This is a genomic window from Crenothrix polyspora (assembly GCF_900163755.1).
Classification (GTDB): Bacteria; Pseudomonadota; Gammaproteobacteria; order Methylococcales; family Methylomonadaceae; genus Crenothrix; species Crenothrix polyspora.
Genome location: NZ_FUKI01000142.1, coordinates 1 through 17,456, shown reverse-complemented (window position 1 = coordinate 17,456; position 17,456 = coordinate 1). Strand labels below are relative to the sequence as shown.

Below are 17,456 nucleotides of genomic sequence, written 5' to 3'. Positions count from 1 at the left end.
GTAGCCATGTTTAGTATTAGATATTTTATAGATATGCCGTATTTTTAGTCAGAATGCGCGGTGATGTTTAGGGGGAGCCAATATTTTCTCAAGCCATTATGTTGGGTTGCCGCTAACGTCTACCTACCCGATACTTTAGTTGTCATTAATCCAGAATAAACGCATTGTAAACGAATAATATTACTATTTTTCAAATAGATAGTCTAGTTTTGCAGCGTGTGCGATTACTGGAATTGTCATAAGCTAACGTTATTTGTGAGCTGATATGTATTATTTCTTCAGCTTGGACGCTGTATTTTGTCGTCTAATGCACAGTAAGTGACGCGTTTTTTTGTTGGTTGGTTGGTGTCTATTTTTTATTGTTTTTCAAGTAGATGTAATTGGCGATGATTTAGATTGTTGAAGGCGACATCCCTTTGCTGTGGTACTAGCGGTTATAATGGTGGATTGTTTAATTTCTTTAACAAGCATTTGCTTTATGAGCTAATCGTAACCCATGACCTTATTACTTAAATACCTCGCGCTGTGCTTTTTTAGAAATAACCCCGCCGATTTAGTACCGCATAAATCGTTTATGTGGAATACGGTGGCGTTTTATCTGATTTCCGGTTGCATTGTTGAAGGGCTCATTTCCGATCCTGCCGATGGCTCGTTAGAGGTATTTTTACGTACTATCATGGCGTTTTTATCGTGTGCCACTTTATTGCTGATTGTCAAAAAATTAGGTTATTTTAAGCAGCTGTTTACCGCCATTTTTGTTTGTGAAAACTTTATTATGACACTGGCTACCCTCACTGAAGCCATGTATTTTTTAATGGTAATGCAGCATGTCGAATTTGCTGAAGAAATTTCCATTGCCATCGGTTTTGCCTTGGTGGGCTGGTATATTGCAATTGTCAGTTACGTTTTACGCAAAATGCTGTTTTATAAAACCAGTACCAGTGTGACCTTGGCGTTTAGCTATTTTATTTTAACTTACGGTATTCCTATGCTGTTTATGGATATATAGCGCTAAATAAAGCATCTGAAATGTTGGCTGTGGGTTGACAGTGATGTAAATTCAGTTACGTTAATGACTCGCGTATTTAATCTTTCACCCCAGGAATTTTTGATGAAATTTCAAAACATCTTAACGGTTATCTTGCTATTGGCCGCTTCCAGCAGTGTTTTTGCTTATGGTGGTAGCCCGCAAAGCAGTGCCCGTGCATGCAGCAAACCAAAATTCAGTCATTTTACCCCAGTAGATAAAGCAGAAGTCGCCGCCAATGCCACGTTTTCTTTTTCAGCGTCAGCACAAACTAATCCAGACAGCATCAGTGTGTCGATTAAAGATCACGTCATTGGCATTAATATTACACCTAAAAATTCAGGCTTTGACGTTACCGGCACTATTCCTGAATCGGCAAAAAACAGCTTTGTGCGCATAAAAATTGCTGCAGAGGGTGCAAATGGCTGTAAAGGCACTGATGGCTGGCTGTTAAAAGTATTGCCATAGTCTGGATGTGGCTAGCAGTAACTGTATGGGTAGTTATTGCAAAAATATTATGCCCCGCTCACATGAATGGCTTTGACAAAGCCGCAGAATCAGTTAACTTAGCCAGCTGATTAATTAAAATCAGCTACCATTTAGGGCGTTTAAATGAAAACTAAAAATACAGTATGTCTCATTATGTTAATGGCTATTGGCAGCAGTGGCTTGGCATACGCGGGCAGCAAAAGCAACGGCACCAATTGCACTAAACCTACTTTTAGTACTTTTACCCCGGCGGCTAACTCTGTTGTCGAAGCCAATTCCAGCTTTTCTTTTAGAGCATCTTCACCCACCATCACTGATAGCATTGTTGTTACCATTAAAGGTGAGCCAGTTCCGGTGACTATCACGCCTAAAAATCAAGCCGGTAATGAAGTGACAGGGGTTATTCCTGAATCTGCAAAAGGCGATTATGCCCGTATTACTATTAATGCTTTAGGTCCTAACGGCTGTAAAGGCAGTGGCGGTTGGTTGTTAAGCGTTGCGCCATAATTGAGTAGTTGAATGCCCAAGCCTGAGGGTTTGGGCATTAATCATGCGCGTCCCGTGTAATAATTAATCTTTTTCCCCGTTATCGCGCAAGCTTACTGTGCGATTAAATACCAATTTTCCCGCAACACTGTCTTTATCCAGACAAAAATAACCGTTACGCTCAAACTGAAAACGCGCTTCGGGCAGTGCATTTGCTAAGCTGGCTTCAACTTTACAATCCGATAATAATTCCAACGAATTAGGGTTTATCGCGTCCAAAAAATTATCTTCATTATCCGGTTGCGGCAGTGCAAATAAACGATTATATAAGCGCACTTCAGCAGATAGCGCGTGTTGTTCGGATACCCAGTGAATAACCCCTTTTACTTTACGGCCTTCAGGGTTTTTGCCTAAGGTGTTAGGGTCATAACTACAGCGCAGCTCAGTGATGCAGCCATTTGTATCTTTAATTACTTCGTTACATTGAATGACATAGGAACCGCGCAAACGTACTTCGCCGCCGACCACTAAGCGCTTGTATTTAGGCGGTGGGTTATCAGAAAAATCATCACGCTCAATCAAAATGGTTTTACAAAACGGCACTTGGCGTTTACCTAATGCCGGTTGTTGCGGATGATTGCTGATTTCCAGTTGTTCGGTGTCATCGGGGTAATTGTCGATAACCACGCGCAACGGCTGCAATACCGCCATGACGCGCGGTGAATTTTCATTTAAGTCTTCACGAATGCAATGCTCTAACACCCCCATTTCTATCCAGGAATTCTGTTTGGTAATGCCGATACGCTCGCAAAAATCACGGATGGCTTTCGGTGTAAAACCGGCTCTGCGTAAGCCAGCAATCGTCGGCATACGGGGGTCATCCCAGCCGCTAACGTGTTTTTCTGTGACTAGCTGATTGAGTTTGCGTTTGCTGACGATAGTGTATTCCAATTGCAAACGGGCAAATTCAATTTGCTGTGGATGACACGGTGTTTGCAGTTCATTCAGTACCCAGTCGTAGAGCGGGCGATGATCTTCAAATTCTAACGTACACAAAGAATGGGTGATGCCTTCCAGCGCATCGGAAATGCAGTGCGTGTAATCGTACATTGGGTAGATGCACCAATCATTGCCGGTACGGTGGTGGTGTATGCGACGAATGCGGTATAAAGCCGGATCACGCATATTGATATTGGGCGAAGCCATATCGATTTTGGTGCGTAATACATACTGGCCATCGGCAAATTCACCGGCACGCATACGGCGGAATAAATCCAGATTGTCAGCGATAGTGCGATCACGATCAGGACTGGCTTTGCCCGCTTCAGTTAACGTGCCGCGATAGATGCGGATTTGTTCAGCGGACAGGCTATCAACATAGGCTTTGCCTTGTTCGATTAAGTTTTCGGCGTACAGATACAGCTGCTCAAAATAATCTGACGCATGATGTAATTCTGCCCATTTAAAGCCCAGCCATTGCACATCGCGTTCAATGGATTCCATAAATTCGACACTTTCTTTTTCTGGATTAGTGTCGTCAAAACGCAGATTGCAAGTGCCGTTATGTTCTATTGCCATACCAAAATTCAGACAGATGGATTTGGCATGGCCAATGTGCAAATAGCCATTGGGTTCGGGTGGGAAGCGGGTAATCACTTTGCCGTTGTGTTTGTTGCTGTGTAAATCAGTCGCTATAATGTGACGAATAAAATGCGCGGGAGCTTGGGGTTCAGTAGTAGACATGGTGCGTAGGTATTTAATGTGCGAGGTAAATGAAAGTCCAAAAAACTAATTAAACCAATATAACCGAATGTATTTATTTAGGCTAATAAAACACGGGTAAATACTGTTTTATGAGGCGCAGAAACCACAAAAACACGCCAGATTGGTAGGCCGTCTTATGGTCTGATGTGTGCCGTGTTCGTACTGGTTGTGTTTAGTCATTCGTTGTCGATAATTACGATTAATCTACCATAAGATTTGTTTCGATTTGGGACAAACTAAAAAATTGATCCAACGCTTTATGTACCTCATCCACGCCGGTTTTCTTTAACGAAGAAAACATTTGCAGTGTGATGGGTACAGGTATCCCACTTAACTCTTTTTGTACCGCCAGTAAAGTATTTTTAGCCGCGCCAAAGGTCAGTTTGTCTGCCTTGCTGAGCAAAATATGCAGCGGTAATCCAGAATGCTGACACCACTCAATCATCTGCCAGTCAAACGCGGTTAGTGGATGGCGAATATCCATTACCAGTACAATGCCACACAAAGATTTACGCTGACTCAGATAGGTCTCCATGAGTGCATGCCATTGTTTTTTGACAGCTTCCGGCACTTTGGCATAGCCGTAACCGGGCAAATCAACAAAACGCTGCTGCTCAGTAATGGCAAAAAAATTCAGCATTTGCGTACGTCCTGGGGTTTTACTGATCCGCGCTAAGGAATTTTGTCGGGTTAAGGTATTAATGGCGCTAGACTTGCCGGCGTTTGAGCGGCCTGCAAAGGCAATCTCCAATCCTTGATCGTCAGGAGTGTCCTTAAGATGCGGGGCACTGTTAATAAATTTTGCTTGATGATAAACTGGGTTCATCGTTGTCTCGCTTAGCTAAGTTAATTAGGTTAAAATTCAACAATAACCTCGTAGCTTAAGTACCTTTGAGGCTACCGATAGATAACAACTTTATTCCGATGGGGAACCTGATGAAGAAAACATGGCTGGTATATTCACTTTCTTTGGCGTTGCTTAGTACGTCCGGTATTCTACACGCAGAAGGCAATGCTAACGCAGGAAAAGACAAAGCGGCATCTTGTGCAGGTTGTCATGGTGAAAATGGTAACAGTTCTGCCCCGAATTTTCCAAAACTGGCCGAACAACATGCGTCTTATCTGGCAAAACAATTGCACGCCTTTAAAGATGGCAGCCGCAACGATGCCATGATGTCTGCTATAGCCGCTGCGTTAAGTGATCAGGACATTGCTGATATTGCCGACTATTATGCCAGCAAAAATATTTCTGCCAATGCCGCCCCGACATTACCGCCAGCAGATGATGACGACGCACAAAAGCCAGTTGCTAAATTAACTATGCCAGCGTTGTTGGCTGAAGGCAGTAACATTTATCGTAACGGTGATATAGCGCATGCCGTATCAGCGTGTGTTGCCTGTCACGGCTTAACAGGTGAAGGTAATAAACCGGCTGCTTTTCCGGCTTTACGCGCACAGCATGCGGATTATTTAATTAAAACACTGACTGATTTTAAAAACGGTGTCCGCAGTACCAACCCCGATAATATGATGCACATGATTGCTCAAAAAATGAGTGATGAGCAAATCAAAGCGGTGTCTTATCGACTTTCTGCGATGAAATAAACCTTACAAATTAATTGTTTCGGCCAGCTTAAACAATTAATGATACCATTAATTTATTTGTCTAATTTTTTTAGAGAGCTTTTGACAATGCTTAAAAAAATCCCCCTAGCTAGCTTGTTTATTGTATTGTTTTCGATGGCAGCTGTATTAAAAGCCGAGGAAGTAAGTCCTGGCTACGAAGTGTTATCGCCTGCACAACCGACACAACATGCCGATAAAATTGAAGTCATTGAGTTTTTTTGGTATGGCTGTCCACATTGTTATGCTTTTGAACCTGAACTTAAAAAATGGGTAAAAAGCCAAGCAAAAAATGTTGAATTTATCAGACAACCAGCCGCTTTTAACGACGTATGGGCAAAACATGCTAAAGCTTACTATACCGCCGAGGCATTAGGTGTGGTTGAAAAAATTCATGATGATTTTTTTGACGCAGTACAAAATAAAAAACAAAGTTTAGAAACAGAAGATGAATTGGCTAAATTTTTTGTGGCACATGGTGTCAAAGAAGCCGAGTTTCACGATACCTTCAACTCGTTTGTTATTGATGCAAAAATGCGTAAAGCGCCGCTGATGGCTGCACAGTACGCGTTAACAGGTGTTCCTGCCGTTGTTATTAATGGAAAATATAAAACTAATGGCCCTTTGGCTGGGTCGCATGAAAAAATGATTGAAGTGATGACGCGACTTATTAAGCAAGAAAATGGCATAAAAAAATAATATTACGGCGATAGCTCGCTAAGGCCTACCCTAATTCATTGATAAGGCTTAGATTATGGGTTTTTTTACCAAAGATGTTGATAAAGATAAATGGAAAAATAAGTATTTAGAATTACTTAATGTTCAGCAGCAAACAGCTGATATGAGTCGTGAAAAAGAAGAGCTGCTCTGCAAAGCAATTATACGTTTAGCGTTAGCAGCCAGTGGTTTTAATGCACAGCTTGATCAATATTTACACAGTATTCGACATCATTTAGAAAAGGGTATTGACAGCAGTACCCTTAAAAAAGATTTAGAACACTTTATTGATACCTTGGGCGGTTTGAATGCCGACAATTATAAATCATCTTCGGACACCGGATTTCTGTTTGATTTTTTATTGCGTCAATACACTGATACACAGCAACAATCGGCCTTGCAAGCGTTGCGAAATACCAATACATCCGATAATCAAGAACAATTATTTAATACCTTGCTGGCGATTATTAATCTTGATGTACCCAGTGCAGGCTTAGTTGAGGGGATTGTTAATCAGATTGATATTAAGATTGTCAGTGATCAGCTGTTGCGGTTGCTGGAAGGTATTGATATTCCAATCGTATTTAGTCAGCAAGCGCATGCAGTAAAGCAAGAGTTGGTGGCTGTCAATACGGCTGTCCCATTTGTTATGTTGTTAGATCGATCCATCAGTTTATTGTTGCAGATAAAGCAACACAATCAATTGGAACGTCAGGATATTGATAAATTTCTAATACACATTACCGAGCAGTTGGCTGAATTAGATCAAACAGTTCACGGTGCTAATGAGGTTGCGTTAGAATCAGAATTGCGGCGTAGTAAATTAGATCAGTCGCTGTCCGAGCAAATAGAAGAGTTACAGTTGACATCCAATAATGCAACTAAGTTGGAGTCTTTAAAAGAAATTATCAATGACCGATTGATAAAAATAACCACTGAAATCCAAGATTATAATCAGAAAGAAAGTGCGCGACGTAAAAAAACCCAGCTACAGCTTGAAGAGTTGACGCAAAAAGTTAAAGAAATGGATGCGGAGTCCAAAGAGTTAAAATCAAAACTTGAGCGTGCCAGTGCCCAGGCTTTTCGTGATGCTTTAACAGGATTGCCCAATCGTCTTGCTTATGAAGATCGATTGCACAACGAGTATGCACGCTGGAAACGTTATCAAATGCCGCTCAGCATGATCATTTGGGATATTGACTTGTTCAAACAAGCGAATGACGAATTTGGCCATAAATACGGCGATGAAGTATTACGTACTATTTCCAAAAAATTGTCGGAACATTGCCGCGAAACTGATTTTATTTCTCGGTTTGGGGGTGAAGAATTTACTATGTTATTGCCAAACACAGATAAAGCAATGGCGGTTAGGTTGGCAAATCAATTGCGCTACGTTATCGAGCAAACTGATTTTAACTATAACGGTAGGCAACTCAGGCCAATTACTATCTCTTGTGGCGTAACCGAATTTATGGATGATGATACCTCAGAAACGGCATTTGAACGCGCGGACAGTGCTTTATATAAGGCAAAACAGCAAGGCCGTAATCAATGTTGTAGTGATTAATTATAATATTGTCTATTTTTACCACATTAAGTCATCAGGTACTTGAAATGCCGCGTAAGGATCATCGGCAGTTTTTTCATTAATGGCATGTGCGTCATTAAACACAATGACACAGCGGGCATCACGCAGCCTGATTTTTTCGGCAATCTCAGCAGGCACAACCGCATAGTGCTGATTAAATGTAACGATCGCTAAAACGCCTTTGCTGAGATGTTCCCGTGTTTGATTGCTAACATACAGCGTTTTTATTTTAGCGTTATCATTAAAGCGATAGGCAAGACCATCAGGATCTTGTGGCTTGCAATTAAGCTCAATTAATTGTTTTATTTGCGCCTGTATTGCTTTGTGTTCGATGTGTTGTTTTTGTAAGGCATTCAGTTCACGATCTTTAGTTAACTGATCGGTTTTCGCTTGTTGCACCTGTGCCGCAATGTCATCAACAATTTGAATATTATTGTTTTTTTGTAATTTGTTTTGCTTGTGTTTGTCGGTTTTAATTTGTTTTGCTTGTGTGGCGTTGCCTAAGCCCGCTTTTAATAATTGCTCTTGTAAAGAAAGTTTTTTTTGTGTCATCTGTATAAATTCCAATTATATTGTCAAAGTACGCTTATGTTGCGCGGATTGTTGTTCCAAACAATCCGCGTTCAATTATAATTCAAGCCATACAAAAATAATCTTTTACAGCGCTATGCAGGCTGAAAATAAATAGCTTTAACTTGCTGGCACACGCCGATACTTGACACAATGTTTAATCTAACCGAAATAAATGCCATGCAAGCCTGGCGCAAGCAGTTGCATCAAATTCCAGAATTGGCGTTTGAAGAAACACAAACCGCGCAGTTTATTACTGATAAATTGCGTAGTTTTGGCTTGCACGTACGGCGGGGCTTGGGCAAGACAGGTGTTGTGGCAACGCTTTCAGTGGGCAATGGCGATAAAAAAATTGCACTGCGTGCCGACATGGATGGCTTGCCAATGCAGGAGCAAAATAGTTTTGCTTACAAATCACGTCATAACAACACTATGCACGCCTGTGGCCATGACGGTCATTCGGCGATGTTATTGGGAGCGGCGCAGTATTTAGCCAAGCATCGTGATTTTAATGGTACGGTGTATTTTATTTTTCAACCTGCGGAAGAAGGCCGTGCAGGTGCCAAAGCGATGATTGATGACGGCTTGTTTGAGCAATTTCCGGCCAGTTGTGTGTTTGGTTTGCACAACTTTCCAGATATCCCCGTTGGACATTTTGCAGTTAAATCCGGCGCAATGATGGCCTCGTTTGATTGTTTTGAAATTAATATAACAGGGCAAGCTACCCACGCTGCCATGCCGCATTTGGGTAATGATGCTATTGTTATTGCCGCGCAAGTGATTAATGCCTTACAAACCATCGTTAGTCGAACGCTTGACCCAGTGCATTCTGCTGTTGTCAGTATTACTCAGATTCATGCGGGTAATACTTGGAATGCTTTGCCAGAGTCTGTGTTACTGCGTGGCACGTTTCGTTGTTTTGATCCCGATGTTAAAATTGCGATAGCCCATAAAATTGAGCAATTAGTCAAAGCGATTTGTGCAAGTTTTGGTGCAACAGCGGGTGTAATATTTAATCCAGATAATGAAGGCTACCCCGTCACTTTAAATAGTGACGGGGAAACGGCGCTTGCCTTGCAGGCAGCAATTGCTGTCGCAGGTGAAGCGTGCGTTAATCAAAATCCTACACCTAGCATGGGTTCGGAAGATTTTGCTTTTATGTTGCAGGAAAAGCCTGGTTGTTATATGTGGATAGGCAATGGTTCGTCGGCAAACAGTTGCTTACTACATAATCCACATTATGATTTCAATGATGAAATAGTCTCTATTGGTGCGGCTTATTGGGTTAATTTGGTGGGTTTGTTGCTGGGTGATGATGTAAGCCGTGAAATCGTGGCTAAATCTATCACTTCGGAGTAGAGATTCCGATCTTAACTTGTAGTAACCGACTATTTTTTAGGTTGAAATAATAAATGCGCCATTTTTTTGGCTTTGGTTTTTAAATAATCGATATTATCAGAGTGAGCAAGGGCTTCAACCGGAATACGCTTTTCTACAAGTACACCTAATTTTTCTAAAGAAGTGATTTTTTTGGGATTATTGGTAATTAATTCTACAGAGCTAACCTGTAAGTCATCCAGTATTAGGCCTGCAATACTGTATTCTCTTTCGTCGGCAAGATGACCTAGTTCAATGTTAGCATCGACGGTATCCATGCCTTGATCTTGTAGATTGTATGCGCGTAGCTTATTTAATAGCCCAATGCCACGGCCTTCTTGGCGCAGATAAATTAAAATGCCAAAGCCTGCGGCATTAATAATTTGCAGAGCCAAATCCAGTTGTTCGCCACAATCGCAGCGCCGTGAACCTAATACATCGCCAGTAAAGCATTCGGAGTGAATACGCACAGGCACATGACTTTTGCCGGTAACATCACCTTTAACCAAGGCAATATGCTCTTTGTCATCAATGTTGTTACTGTAGTAATGGAGGATGAATTCGCCGTGTTTAGTGGGTATCGGTGTCTGTACTAGGTTTTTTAATTGCTGTTTCACAAGGTTTTAACGGATCGAAATTTTAACTATTTTACCCAAATCATAAGCTATTGAGTTAAATAATTATAGCGATCCGTTATTAAATATAAATTTAACAGCATACGGTAGACATTTCTCATTACTTTCTAGCACAGATTACCAGTGGCGAGTGCCGTTAACAATCTACCGTGACGTTGTGAGCTTTATGCGCAGCGCAGGATATTCGGTTGACGATAAAGTCACTGACTCGTTAGAATGTCGGGTGTAACTGGTTTGGCCGTTAGTCGCTGTTGGCTAAGCTACTGGGTTAAGGTTTTCATTGTCATACAAGCGCGTTCTTTTCCAACCGACAAATTTATGGTCGAGAAACTCAATGTCGTTATCAATAGCGAACTCATAACTGCTTCTGAACAGTTTAGCCGTCCGAAACGCATGTAATTCATCATCTGCGGTAACTCTGTCGACATTGCCCACTTGGAAGGTTTTATTTCTGGATTTGCCGTTGCTGACCCAAAAAACCGTGTAGCACAAATAACTCTTATCTTTGCGATGATCGTATTTTATGGTGCGAGAAACGCCGGTAACCCCAGTTGTGGTTTTGTTTTTAGGGGGTTTAAGAAAGCGCATTTTACTGCCTTTTAATACCACCAACATTTGGTCGCGCCAAGTAATGGCCGCTTGCAGCGATTTGCCTTTATTGCCCCACAATTTGTGAGAAAAATAACGGCTACTTTCTTTGCCGCGTCTTACAATGCGCACTTGAAAACCGAATACGTCAGGTTCTGTTATATGTTTATTTTTTGGCATGAACAATTCCCCCATCAAGAATTATTAATAATGACTACTACGATTTGAACACGGTGGATGATATAAGTACCGTGTTTTAAACTCAGGGCTACTGTTAATTTTGTAGTCCAATGACTACAAATTATCGCTAATGTAAAAAAAAAGCAAGCAAAAAATCATAGCTGAACAATTTTTAATGGCTTTGGTGTAAAATACCCAGATGTACAACTGGGTAGATTTTTGGGTATTTGCCTTGTAGCGCTCAGTTTTACTCAAACGTGATGCACAATAAAATAATATTTGGAGATTAATCGATGAGTGTTTTAGTTGGTAAGCAAGCCCCAGACTTTACCGTACCTGCGGTTTTGGGTGACGGTCAGATCGTTGATTCTTTCAGTTTTTCTGCCGCTACCAGTGGTAAATATGCGGTGGTATTTTTCTATCCACTAGATTTTACGTTTGTTTGCCCTAGCGAGTTGATTGCTTTAGATCATCGTATGGACGAATTTACCCGTCGCAATGTTGAAGTGATTGCTGTGTCTATCGACTCACATTTTACCCACAATGCGTGGCGTAATACGCCTATCAATAAAGGCGGTATTGGTGCAGTACGTTACACGATGGCTGCGGATATGGCGCACAGTATTTGTAAAGCGTATGACGTAGAAGCGGCTGCCCCTGCGGTTGCTTACCGTGGCACATTTTTAATTGATCGCAGTGGCATGGTACGTCACCAAGTGGTTAACGACTTACCATTAGGTCGTAATATGGACGAATTATTGCGCATGATTGATGCATTGCAATTCTTTGAAGAGCACGGCGAAGTGTGCCCAGCAGGCTGGAATAAAGGCGATGCCGGCATGAATGCAAGTCCTGCCGGTGTAGCAGATTATTTAAATAAAAATGCTGACAAGTTGTAAGCCTTAAGTAATTTTGTCGTTTTAAGGGCGCATTATGTTGGCATAATGCGCTTTTTTTATAGTTGCTTATTTTTCAGGCACAGTAGCAATCAAACGTTTTCTGATTAATACCGAAGCCAGTAACGCCAGCACTGCGGGTACTTGGCTAATGAGCATGACCATGAGCGGATTACTGGCTGTGCCATGTGCAAGAAATACCGCTGCCATTGGTTTGAAAATTAAAAAATAGCCCGCCACTGCCGATAAACAATAGCCAATAAAGCCAATAATTGCCCACTTTGTCGGGTTTTCGCCTTTTTCCTTTGCTGTTATGTAAAACCACACAATAATGGCAACAGCCCCCAATTTAGCTAAAAGTGACATCTTCCACCTCTTTAATTTCGTTATTATAATTTAATGTCTTTGAATGCCGCGCTGCACTATTTTGGTTGATACCCAAAGTGGTATCCATCTATGAGTTGCAAGCGGTCTGTTTTTTAATGCAATGCGTTCGACTCATTTTGGTAAGCATTAGATACAGCGGTGGCCTAGGTAGGCATTAAATGTGAATACCGATACCCTTTAAACACGGAGAATTTACAGTGATTAAACCGATTAAAATCATGCTCGTTGGCATTGTAGCATCGTTTTTGATTGTGTTAATTATCGTTTGTAGCGTGCTGCTTATCTTTGATATCAACGATTTTAAGCCTAAGCTCAGTGCAGCAATAAAAACTACCTTGGGTCGTGATGTTAAATTTACTGGGCAATTAAAGCTGACTATTTTTCCGGAACTTAATCTTTCGACAGGCGCTGTTGTCGTTGCTAATACCAAGGATTTTCAAAATTATTTCATGTCTGTTGATAATATCAATTTACGTCTTAAATTATTGCCGTTGCTGTCACGCAGAATGGATGTGGGTATGGTTACAATACAAGGGCTTAAGCTGAATTTAATAACTAATCAGCGTGGTATAAATAACTGGGTGGGCAGAGCCCCCACTGCATCTGTAGGTGCTGTGCCGTCTCAAAATATCAATATGACTGCGCTGTTAATGGCATTTACCAGTCAAGGTATCCGTATAGAAAACGCAACTATTAACTGGGAAAATCAGCAATCTGGCCAACAGGTTGAAGTGAGTAACATCGGCTTTAAAACCAGTGTTATCGCGTTAAATACCCCAATCATCAGTGATTTTAATATGACAGTACGGGATAAAAAACAGCAACTGGCCTTGTCGCTCAATGGCCAAACTACGCTGACAACGAACAGCGGCTTTCGTGTTTTTCATTTAGAAAATAATGCGTTACACAGCATAATTGCGGGTAAAGTTATACCTGGTAAATCACTGGCATTTACTTTAAGTAGCAAAGACGTGTTATTTGATAAGACCGAACACCTGCTTAAAGCCAGTGATGTACAATTAAAATTAGCTGGCATACAGATAACTTCGGATATCATGAGCCGTTTTACCAATAAGCCAGCGACAATGACCGGCCATATGCGGGTCATAACTTTTAATCCCAGTCAATTTATGCAGCAATTGGCGATACCACTGCCGACGCGACGTGATACCAAAACCTTACAGCAAATGGCAGCTGAGTTTAATTTTCAGGCCACCGATACGGCTGCTGCAGTTAATAATTTGACGATGACATTGGATAACAGTCGGCTCACTGGCTCGGTAGCGATTAAAGACTATGCTAAGCCGACCACACTGCTTAGGTTACGTATTGATAATCTTGCTGTTGATGGTTATTTACCCGCGCAACATATACCGGAAAAGTCCATCGATCCTGCGACTATTTTGGCGGGTATGCCGGTTGAAACGTTAAGAAAATTACGCATATCCGGTCGCGTAGTTATTGATAAATTGCTGGTGCATGGCGCACACTTGCAGCAGGTTAGTCTCAATTTAGCGCATTAATGTTGGCAACAACAGCGGATAATTTTAAATGAATACAATTGATTTTCAACAAAAGCTGCTGGCGTGGTTTGACGTGTGTGGTCGCAAAGATTTACCTTGGCAACGTAATATTACTCCGTACCGTATTTGGTTGTCGGAGATTATGTTACAGCAGACGCAAGTTATCACCGTGATTGCGTATTTTGAGGCATTCACCAAAAAATTTCCCACTGTAGATGCGTTAGCGCACGCACCGGTGGATGAGGTGCTGGGTCTGTGGTCAGGTTTGGGATATTATGCCAGAGCCAGGAATCTGCACAAAAGCGCGCAAATTATTGCTGAACAAGGTTATTTTCCTAATACTTTAGAGGCGCTTGTTGCTTTGCCTGGGATTGGCTTGTCTACTGCGGGTGCGATAATGAGTATTGCTTTTCAAAAAAGACAGCCCATTTTAGATGGTAACGTCAAGCGAGTATTAACACGGTTTAATGCGATTTCGGGCTGGCCAGGACAGGCTGAGGTTAATAAAACATTGTGGGCTGTGAGTGCTGATTTTACTCCGATAGACCGCGTTGCCGATTATACGCAAGCCATTATGGATCTGGGTGCGACGCTGTGTACACGCAGTAAACCACAATGTGTGCGTTGCCCAGTTAACACCGCGTGTCTAGCCAGGCTAACCGACACAGTTGCTGTATTACCCACACCTAAAGTCAGTAAAAAAATACCTGTTAAACACGTAACATTATTGTTATTGCATAATGCTGCGGGTCACGTATTACTGGAAAAACGCCCTTCATTAGGCATTTGGGGTGGTTTGTGGAGTGTACCGGAATTTTCTTGTCTGCAATCAGCGCATGATTGGTGTGTCATTAATAATATAAACATCGTAAAGCAACACACGCTGACTACGAAGCGACACACATTTTCGCATTATCACTTAGACTATACGCCCGTCTTAATGTGTGTCGATGATGTCGATAACTGTGTTATGGATACCGAGCAAAATCTATGGTGTACGGTCGAACATACACGTAGCCTAGGTTTGGCTGCACCGATTAAGCGCTTGTTACAGCAACATTTTAAACAACGAGAATAATATGACCAGATTAGTAGAGTGTGTAAAATTGGGTATCAGTGCTGAAGGTTTAGACGAAGCACCGTTTCCAGGGCCTAAAGGTCAGGAGATATTTGAAAAAGTTTCCAAACAAGCCTGGAAAGAGTGGCTAACTAAACAAACTATGTTGATTAACGAAAATAAGCTGGCCAGTTTTGACCCTAAACACCGCGCTTTTTTAGCAGAAGAGCGGACAAAATTTTTGTTTGAAGGCAATAACGACATGCCAGAAGGCTATGTGCCGCCGAAAGATGAATAATGTGTATATAATTAAATTACTGCGCTAAAATTTATAAGCTAAAAGAGGTTTTATGGCTATCTCACATGTATTTGACACTTATGCAAAAACTGCTCAAGGTAGAATTATGCATTTTGATGTGGTTATGGATGAGCAAGATGCGGCTAAAGCCTTGATTTATGCCAAGGCATGGTTGCATAGTATTGGCGCACATGATGCGTTGGTTACACAGGAAAATTGCCTGTTTTGCCACAGTGCAGAAGCGCCGCCCGAATTAAGGCAGCAAATTGATAATCAAGGCTATGGGATTTATAAGCTCGAAGGTTGTCCGCGATAATGCTTTGTCTGTACTTCGCCAAAGTTAACGTATGAGAATACTATGGTTAGGATAGATGCTGTTCGGGTGGCTTCGCCCTGCGTGAGTTTGTGCATTTTGAATGAGAATAGTGTCTGTAGTGGGTGTTTTCGTTCCATAGATGAAATTCGTGCATGGTCGGAAGCTGATGATAAAACCCGTTACTTTATTATTGCTGCTGCACGTCAGCGCCAATCATTGTGTGTGAGTGTAATAAATGAGGGAGTTTTTGATGAAACAACTGCATAGACTCGATTTGTTTGGTTGGTCGGTATTTAATGAAGAGCGCAACCTTGATTTCCACAGTGTGCTGTGGGTGCGTGAGGCGGGTAATATTCTCATTGATCCCTTGCCGATGTCAGAGCATGATCATTATCATCTGCAAAGTTTGGGAGGCGTTAAAATCATTGTCATTACTAACAGTGATCATGTCCGCGATGCTGAACGCTTAGCCAGCCAAACTGGGGCGCTTGTGTGTGGGCCAGCCAGCGAAGAGGCGAGCTTTCCGATGACTTGTCAGCGTTGGATTTATGATAATGAGGAAATTGTAGCTGGATTGGTTGCGTATCAAGTTAATGGTTCTAAAACGCCTGGCGAACTTGTTTTGGTTTTAGAGGGTAGTACCTTAATAACCGGTGATTTAATTCGCTGTCATATTGGCGGTGAGTTGTGCTTATTGCCCGCAGCCAAGCTGGTTAATCGAGAGAGAGCTGTTGAGTCTGTAAGGCGTATTGCTGATTTGGGTGGTATTAAAACCGTGTTATCGGGTGATGGTTGGCCCATTTTTAATCACGGTGCTGAGGCTTTGCACCGTTTAGCGCGTTCGCTTTAATAGTAAGTGACGTGTTTGGTTACGCTTTTAAAAGATGATGTTTTTTGGCTTTATTTTTAGGGTTTTAGCGCTTAATCGGGTTGCTGATGTGCTTACTGAGACAATTTAAATTTACGAATTGCGTTCCATAGCGTTGTATTTTATATGAATTTTTTTTACTATGTTGCGTTATATTGACAATATATTTATTTTATAAGGTGGTTAACCATGAATGTAGTTGACGTAAGATCTAATTTACGTAGATTATCAGTGCCTCGTCGTAACGCAGAAAGAGCTGATAGCAGTGATCGTCGGCAAGGGGAGCGTCGTCAGCAGGTAGTTGGCGAAAGTGATGTGGCAGATAGTATGTTTGATGCACTTGAAGAGGATACGCAAAAAAAGTATGTTCGTGTTAGTCTTACACCGGGTGAAAGAACTTTGTTACAAGATATGTATTTGATTGAAAGCGAATAAAATAGATTTTTTGCTATTTTTTTTAAAAAACAAAAAATAAAAATTGACAGAATTAAAAAACCGCATATAATAGGCGGACTAAGTTGATCGAAAGATTAACCGCTCTTTAAAAACCTAGATCAAGATAATGTGTGTGGGTGCTTGTGATGGATGTTGGTGATGTTATATGACATTCGGCACAAGATCAACTCATGTTAATTCATTTGTTGTATCTGTCGATACAAGATTGGTCACTCATCTAGAAGTGACAAAGCTATATTGAACTGAAGAGTTTGATCATGGCTCAGATTGAACGCTGGCGGTATGCTTAACACATGCAAGTCGAACGGTAGCAGGCCTTCGGGCGCTGACGAGTGGCGGACGGGTGAGTAACGCGTAGGAATCTGCCTGTTAGTGGGGGACAACGTGTGGAAACGCACGCTAATACCGCATACGCCCTACGGGGGAAAGGGGGGGACCTTCGGGCCTTTCGCTAACAGATGAGCCTGCGTTGGATTAGCTAGTTGGTAGGGTAAAGGCCTACCAAGGCGACGATCCATAGCTGGTCTGAGAGGACGATCAGCCACACTGGGACTGAGACACGGCCCAGACTCCTACGGGAGGCAGCAGTGGGGAATATTGGACAATGGGCG

Annotated in this window: 21 protein-coding genes and 1 rRNA gene; 16 read left to right on the top strand and 6 right to left on the bottom strand. The window is 41.8% G+C overall.

Annotation, left to right across the window (positions count from 1 at the left end):
• Positions 1–496: 496 nt before the first annotated feature.
• The 3 genes from CRENPOLYSF2_RS14415 to CRENPOLYSF2_RS14405 all read left to right on the top strand — a co-directional run bounded on the left by CRENPOLYSF2_RS14415 (position 497) and on the right by CRENPOLYSF2_RS14405 (position 2,023).
• Positions 497–1,009: a hypothetical protein gene (locus CRENPOLYSF2_RS14415; protein WP_087144648.1), complete on the top strand. Its 513-nt coding sequence runs from the start codon at positions 497–499 to the stop codon at positions 1,007–1,009.
• 102 nt (positions 1,010–1,111) lie between these two features.
• The gene (locus tag CRENPOLYSF2_RS14410; RefSeq protein WP_087144647.1) at positions 1,112–1,495 is read left to right on the top strand and encodes a hypothetical protein; all 384 of its coding nucleotides are present in this window, start codon (positions 1,112–1,114) and stop codon (positions 1,493–1,495) included.
• 144 nt (positions 1,496–1,639) lie between these two features.
• Positions 1,640–2,023 carry an LSm family protein gene (locus tag CRENPOLYSF2_RS14405; protein ID WP_087144646.1) on the top strand — a complete coding sequence of 128 codons (384 nt, stop codon included), beginning with the start codon at positions 1,640–1,642 and terminating at the stop codon, positions 2,021–2,023.
• Between the two features lie 63 nt (positions 2,024–2,086).
• Here CRENPOLYSF2_RS14405 and CRENPOLYSF2_RS14400 read toward each other — a convergent pair whose 3' ends face one another.
• Together CRENPOLYSF2_RS14400 and yihA are read right to left on the bottom strand one after the other, a co-directional pair.
• Complete coding sequence (locus CRENPOLYSF2_RS14400) at positions 2,087–3,745, bottom strand: glutamine--tRNA ligase/YqeY domain fusion protein (protein WP_087144645.1); 1,659 nt, start codon at positions 3,743–3,745, stop codon at positions 2,087–2,089.
• A gap of 220 nt (positions 3,746–3,965) precedes the next feature.
• Entirely contained in the window at positions 3,966–4,592 is a 627-nt protein-coding gene (gene yihA, locus CRENPOLYSF2_RS14395) for a ribosome biogenesis GTP-binding protein YihA/YsxC (RefSeq protein ID WP_087144644.1), read from the bottom strand.
• A gap of 110 nt (positions 4,593–4,702) precedes the next feature.
• Between yihA and CRENPOLYSF2_RS14390 the strand changes: the two genes are divergently transcribed.
• The 3 genes from CRENPOLYSF2_RS14390 (at position 4,703) to CRENPOLYSF2_RS14380 (ending at position 7,673) form a co-directional block, all read left to right on the top strand.
• Positions 4,703–5,371, top strand: a complete 669-nt coding sequence (locus CRENPOLYSF2_RS14390; protein ID WP_087144643.1) for a c-type cytochrome — start codon at positions 4,703–4,705, stop codon at positions 5,369–5,371.
• An 87-nt stretch (positions 5,372–5,458) separates the two neighbouring features.
• Complete coding sequence (locus CRENPOLYSF2_RS14385) at positions 5,459–6,088, top strand: thiol:disulfide interchange protein DsbA/DsbL (RefSeq protein WP_087144642.1); 630 nt, start codon at positions 5,459–5,461, stop codon at positions 6,086–6,088.
• Positions 6,089–6,143: 55 nt separating this feature from the next.
• Positions 6,144–7,673, top strand: coding sequence for a GGDEF domain-containing protein (locus CRENPOLYSF2_RS14380; protein ID WP_087144641.1), 1,530 nt, complete (start codon positions 6,144–6,146; stop codon positions 7,671–7,673).
• A gap of 18 nt (positions 7,674–7,691) precedes the next feature.
• On the opposite strand, the gene CRENPOLYSF2_RS14375 is transcribed toward CRENPOLYSF2_RS14380, so the two are convergent.
• Positions 7,692–8,246, bottom strand: coding sequence for a DUF2058 domain-containing protein (locus CRENPOLYSF2_RS14375; protein WP_087144640.1), 555 nt, complete (start codon positions 8,244–8,246; stop codon positions 7,692–7,694).
• Between the two features lie 171 nt (positions 8,247–8,417).
• Between CRENPOLYSF2_RS14375 and CRENPOLYSF2_RS14370 the strand changes: the two genes are divergently transcribed.
• Complete coding sequence (locus CRENPOLYSF2_RS14370) at positions 8,418–9,623, top strand: M20 aminoacylase family protein (RefSeq protein ID WP_245808013.1); 1,206 nt, start codon at positions 8,418–8,420, stop codon at positions 9,621–9,623.
• A gap of 29 nt (positions 9,624–9,652) precedes the next feature.
• Here CRENPOLYSF2_RS14370 and ribA read toward each other — a convergent pair whose 3' ends face one another.
• The gene (gene ribA / locus CRENPOLYSF2_RS14365) at positions 9,653–10,258 is read right to left on the bottom strand and encodes a GTP cyclohydrolase II (RefSeq protein WP_087144639.1); all 606 of its coding nucleotides are present in this window, start codon (positions 10,256–10,258) and stop codon (positions 9,653–9,655) included.
• Between the two features lie 273 nt (positions 10,259–10,531).
• Complete coding sequence (locus tag CRENPOLYSF2_RS14360) at positions 10,532–11,044, bottom strand: hypothetical protein (protein WP_087144638.1); 513 nt, start codon at positions 11,042–11,044, stop codon at positions 10,532–10,534.
• Between the two features lie 293 nt (positions 11,045–11,337).
• On the opposite strand from CRENPOLYSF2_RS14360, the gene CRENPOLYSF2_RS14355 reads away from it, so the two are divergent.
• On the top strand, positions 11,338–11,943 hold the full coding sequence (locus CRENPOLYSF2_RS14355; RefSeq protein WP_087144637.1) for a peroxiredoxin: 606 nt from the start codon (positions 11,338–11,340) through the stop codon (positions 11,941–11,943).
• 66 nt (positions 11,944–12,009) lie between these two features.
• On the opposite strand, the gene CRENPOLYSF2_RS14350 is transcribed toward CRENPOLYSF2_RS14355, so the two are convergent.
• A complete protein-coding gene (locus CRENPOLYSF2_RS14350) occupies positions 12,010–12,306 on the bottom strand; it encodes a hypothetical protein (protein ID WP_087144636.1) in 297 nt (98 codons plus the stop codon).
• Between the two features lie 218 nt (positions 12,307–12,524).
• Between CRENPOLYSF2_RS14350 and CRENPOLYSF2_RS14345 the strand changes: the two genes are divergently transcribed.
• The 8 genes from CRENPOLYSF2_RS14345 to CRENPOLYSF2_RS14310 all read left to right on the top strand — a co-directional run.
• Positions 12,525–13,850 (top strand): AsmA family protein, encoded by a 1,326-nt coding sequence (locus CRENPOLYSF2_RS14345; protein WP_087144635.1) that lies wholly within the window; start codon positions 12,525–12,527, stop codon positions 13,848–13,850.
• A gap of 28 nt (positions 13,851–13,878) precedes the next feature.
• Entirely contained in the window at positions 13,879–14,928 is a 1,050-nt protein-coding gene (gene mutY / locus CRENPOLYSF2_RS14340; RefSeq protein WP_087144634.1) for an A/G-specific adenine glycosylase, read from the top strand.
• Between the two features lies 1 nt (position 14,929).
• Positions 14,930–15,205: an oxidative damage protection protein gene (locus CRENPOLYSF2_RS14335; RefSeq protein WP_087144633.1), complete on the top strand. Its 276-nt coding sequence runs from the start codon at positions 14,930–14,932 to the stop codon at positions 15,203–15,205.
• A 52-nt stretch (positions 15,206–15,257) separates the two neighbouring features.
• A complete protein-coding gene (locus CRENPOLYSF2_RS14330; RefSeq protein ID WP_087144632.1) occupies positions 15,258–15,521 on the top strand; it encodes a DUF2024 family protein in 264 nt (87 codons plus the stop codon).
• Positions 15,522–15,563: 42 nt separating this feature from the next.
• Positions 15,564–15,788, top strand: coding sequence for a DUF1289 domain-containing protein (locus CRENPOLYSF2_RS14325; protein WP_087144631.1), 225 nt, complete (start codon positions 15,564–15,566; stop codon positions 15,786–15,788).
• Positions 15,772–16,371, top strand: a complete 600-nt coding sequence (locus CRENPOLYSF2_RS14320; RefSeq protein WP_087144630.1) for an MBL fold metallo-hydrolase — start codon at positions 15,772–15,774, stop codon at positions 16,369–16,371. Before CRENPOLYSF2_RS14325 ends, CRENPOLYSF2_RS14320 begins: the two co-directional genes overlap by 17 nt.
• A gap of 207 nt (positions 16,372–16,578) precedes the next feature.
• Complete coding sequence (locus CRENPOLYSF2_RS14315; protein WP_087144629.1) at positions 16,579–16,824, top strand: hypothetical protein; 246 nt, start codon at positions 16,579–16,581, stop codon at positions 16,822–16,824.
• 260 nt (positions 16,825–17,084) lie between these two features.
• Positions 17,085–17,456, top strand: a 16S ribosomal RNA gene (locus tag CRENPOLYSF2_RS14310); the annotation flags it as partial.

Excerpts from the sequence above, each read along its gene's own strand:
- CRENPOLYSF2_RS14390 (WP_087144643.1), top strand. The coding sequence starts at position 4,703 with ATGAAGAAAACATGGCTGGTATATTCACTTTCTTTGGCGTTGCTTAGT.
- CRENPOLYSF2_RS14380 (WP_087144641.1), top strand. The coding sequence starts at position 6,144 with ATGGGTTTTTTTACCAAAGATGTTGATAAAGATAAATGGAAAAATAAG.
- CRENPOLYSF2_RS14400 (WP_087144645.1), bottom strand. The coding sequence starts at position 3,745 with ATGTCTACTACTGAACCCCAAGCTCCCGCGCATTTTATTCGTCACATT.
- CRENPOLYSF2_RS14320 (WP_087144630.1), top strand. The coding sequence starts at position 15,772 with ATGAAACAACTGCATAGACTCGATTTGTTTGGTTGGTCGGTATTTAAT.
- CRENPOLYSF2_RS14375 (WP_087144640.1), bottom strand. The coding sequence starts at position 8,246 with ATGACACAAAAAAAACTTTCTTTACAAGAGCAATTATTAAAAGCGGGC.
- CRENPOLYSF2_RS14370 (WP_245808013.1), top strand. The coding sequence starts at position 8,418 with ATGTTTAATCTAACCGAAATAAATGCCATGCAAGCCTGGCGCAAGCAG.
- CRENPOLYSF2_RS14315 (WP_087144629.1), top strand. The coding sequence starts at position 16,579 with ATGAATGTAGTTGACGTAAGATCTAATTTACGTAGATTATCAGTGCCT.
- CRENPOLYSF2_RS14350 (WP_087144636.1), bottom strand. The coding sequence starts at position 12,306 with ATGTCACTTTTAGCTAAATTGGGGGCTGTTGCCATTATTGTGTGGTTT.
- CRENPOLYSF2_RS14385 (WP_087144642.1), top strand. The coding sequence starts at position 5,459 with ATGCTTAAAAAAATCCCCCTAGCTAGCTTGTTTATTGTATTGTTTTCG.
- CRENPOLYSF2_RS14415 (WP_087144648.1), top strand. The coding sequence starts at position 497 with ATGACCTTATTACTTAAATACCTCGCGCTGTGCTTTTTTAGAAATAAC.
- CRENPOLYSF2_RS14355 (WP_087144637.1), top strand. The coding sequence starts at position 11,338 with ATGAGTGTTTTAGTTGGTAAGCAAGCCCCAGACTTTACCGTACCTGCG.
- CRENPOLYSF2_RS14410 (WP_087144647.1), top strand. The coding sequence starts at position 1,112 with ATGAAATTTCAAAACATCTTAACGGTTATCTTGCTATTGGCCGCTTCC.
- CRENPOLYSF2_RS14330 (WP_087144632.1), top strand. The coding sequence starts at position 15,258 with ATGGCTATCTCACATGTATTTGACACTTATGCAAAAACTGCTCAAGGT.
- yihA (WP_087144644.1), bottom strand. The coding sequence starts at position 4,592 with ATGAACCCAGTTTATCATCAAGCAAAATTTATTAACAGTGCCCCGCAT.
- CRENPOLYSF2_RS14360 (WP_087144638.1), bottom strand. The coding sequence starts at position 11,044 with ATGCCAAAAAATAAACATATAACAGAACCTGACGTATTCGGTTTTCAA.
- mutY (WP_087144634.1), top strand. The coding sequence starts at position 13,879 with ATGAATACAATTGATTTTCAACAAAAGCTGCTGGCGTGGTTTGACGTG.
- CRENPOLYSF2_RS14325 (WP_087144631.1), top strand. The coding sequence starts at position 15,564 with ATGGTTAGGATAGATGCTGTTCGGGTGGCTTCGCCCTGCGTGAGTTTG.
- CRENPOLYSF2_RS14405 (WP_087144646.1), top strand. The coding sequence starts at position 1,640 with ATGAAAACTAAAAATACAGTATGTCTCATTATGTTAATGGCTATTGGC.
- CRENPOLYSF2_RS14335 (WP_087144633.1), top strand. The coding sequence starts at position 14,930 with ATGACCAGATTAGTAGAGTGTGTAAAATTGGGTATCAGTGCTGAAGGT.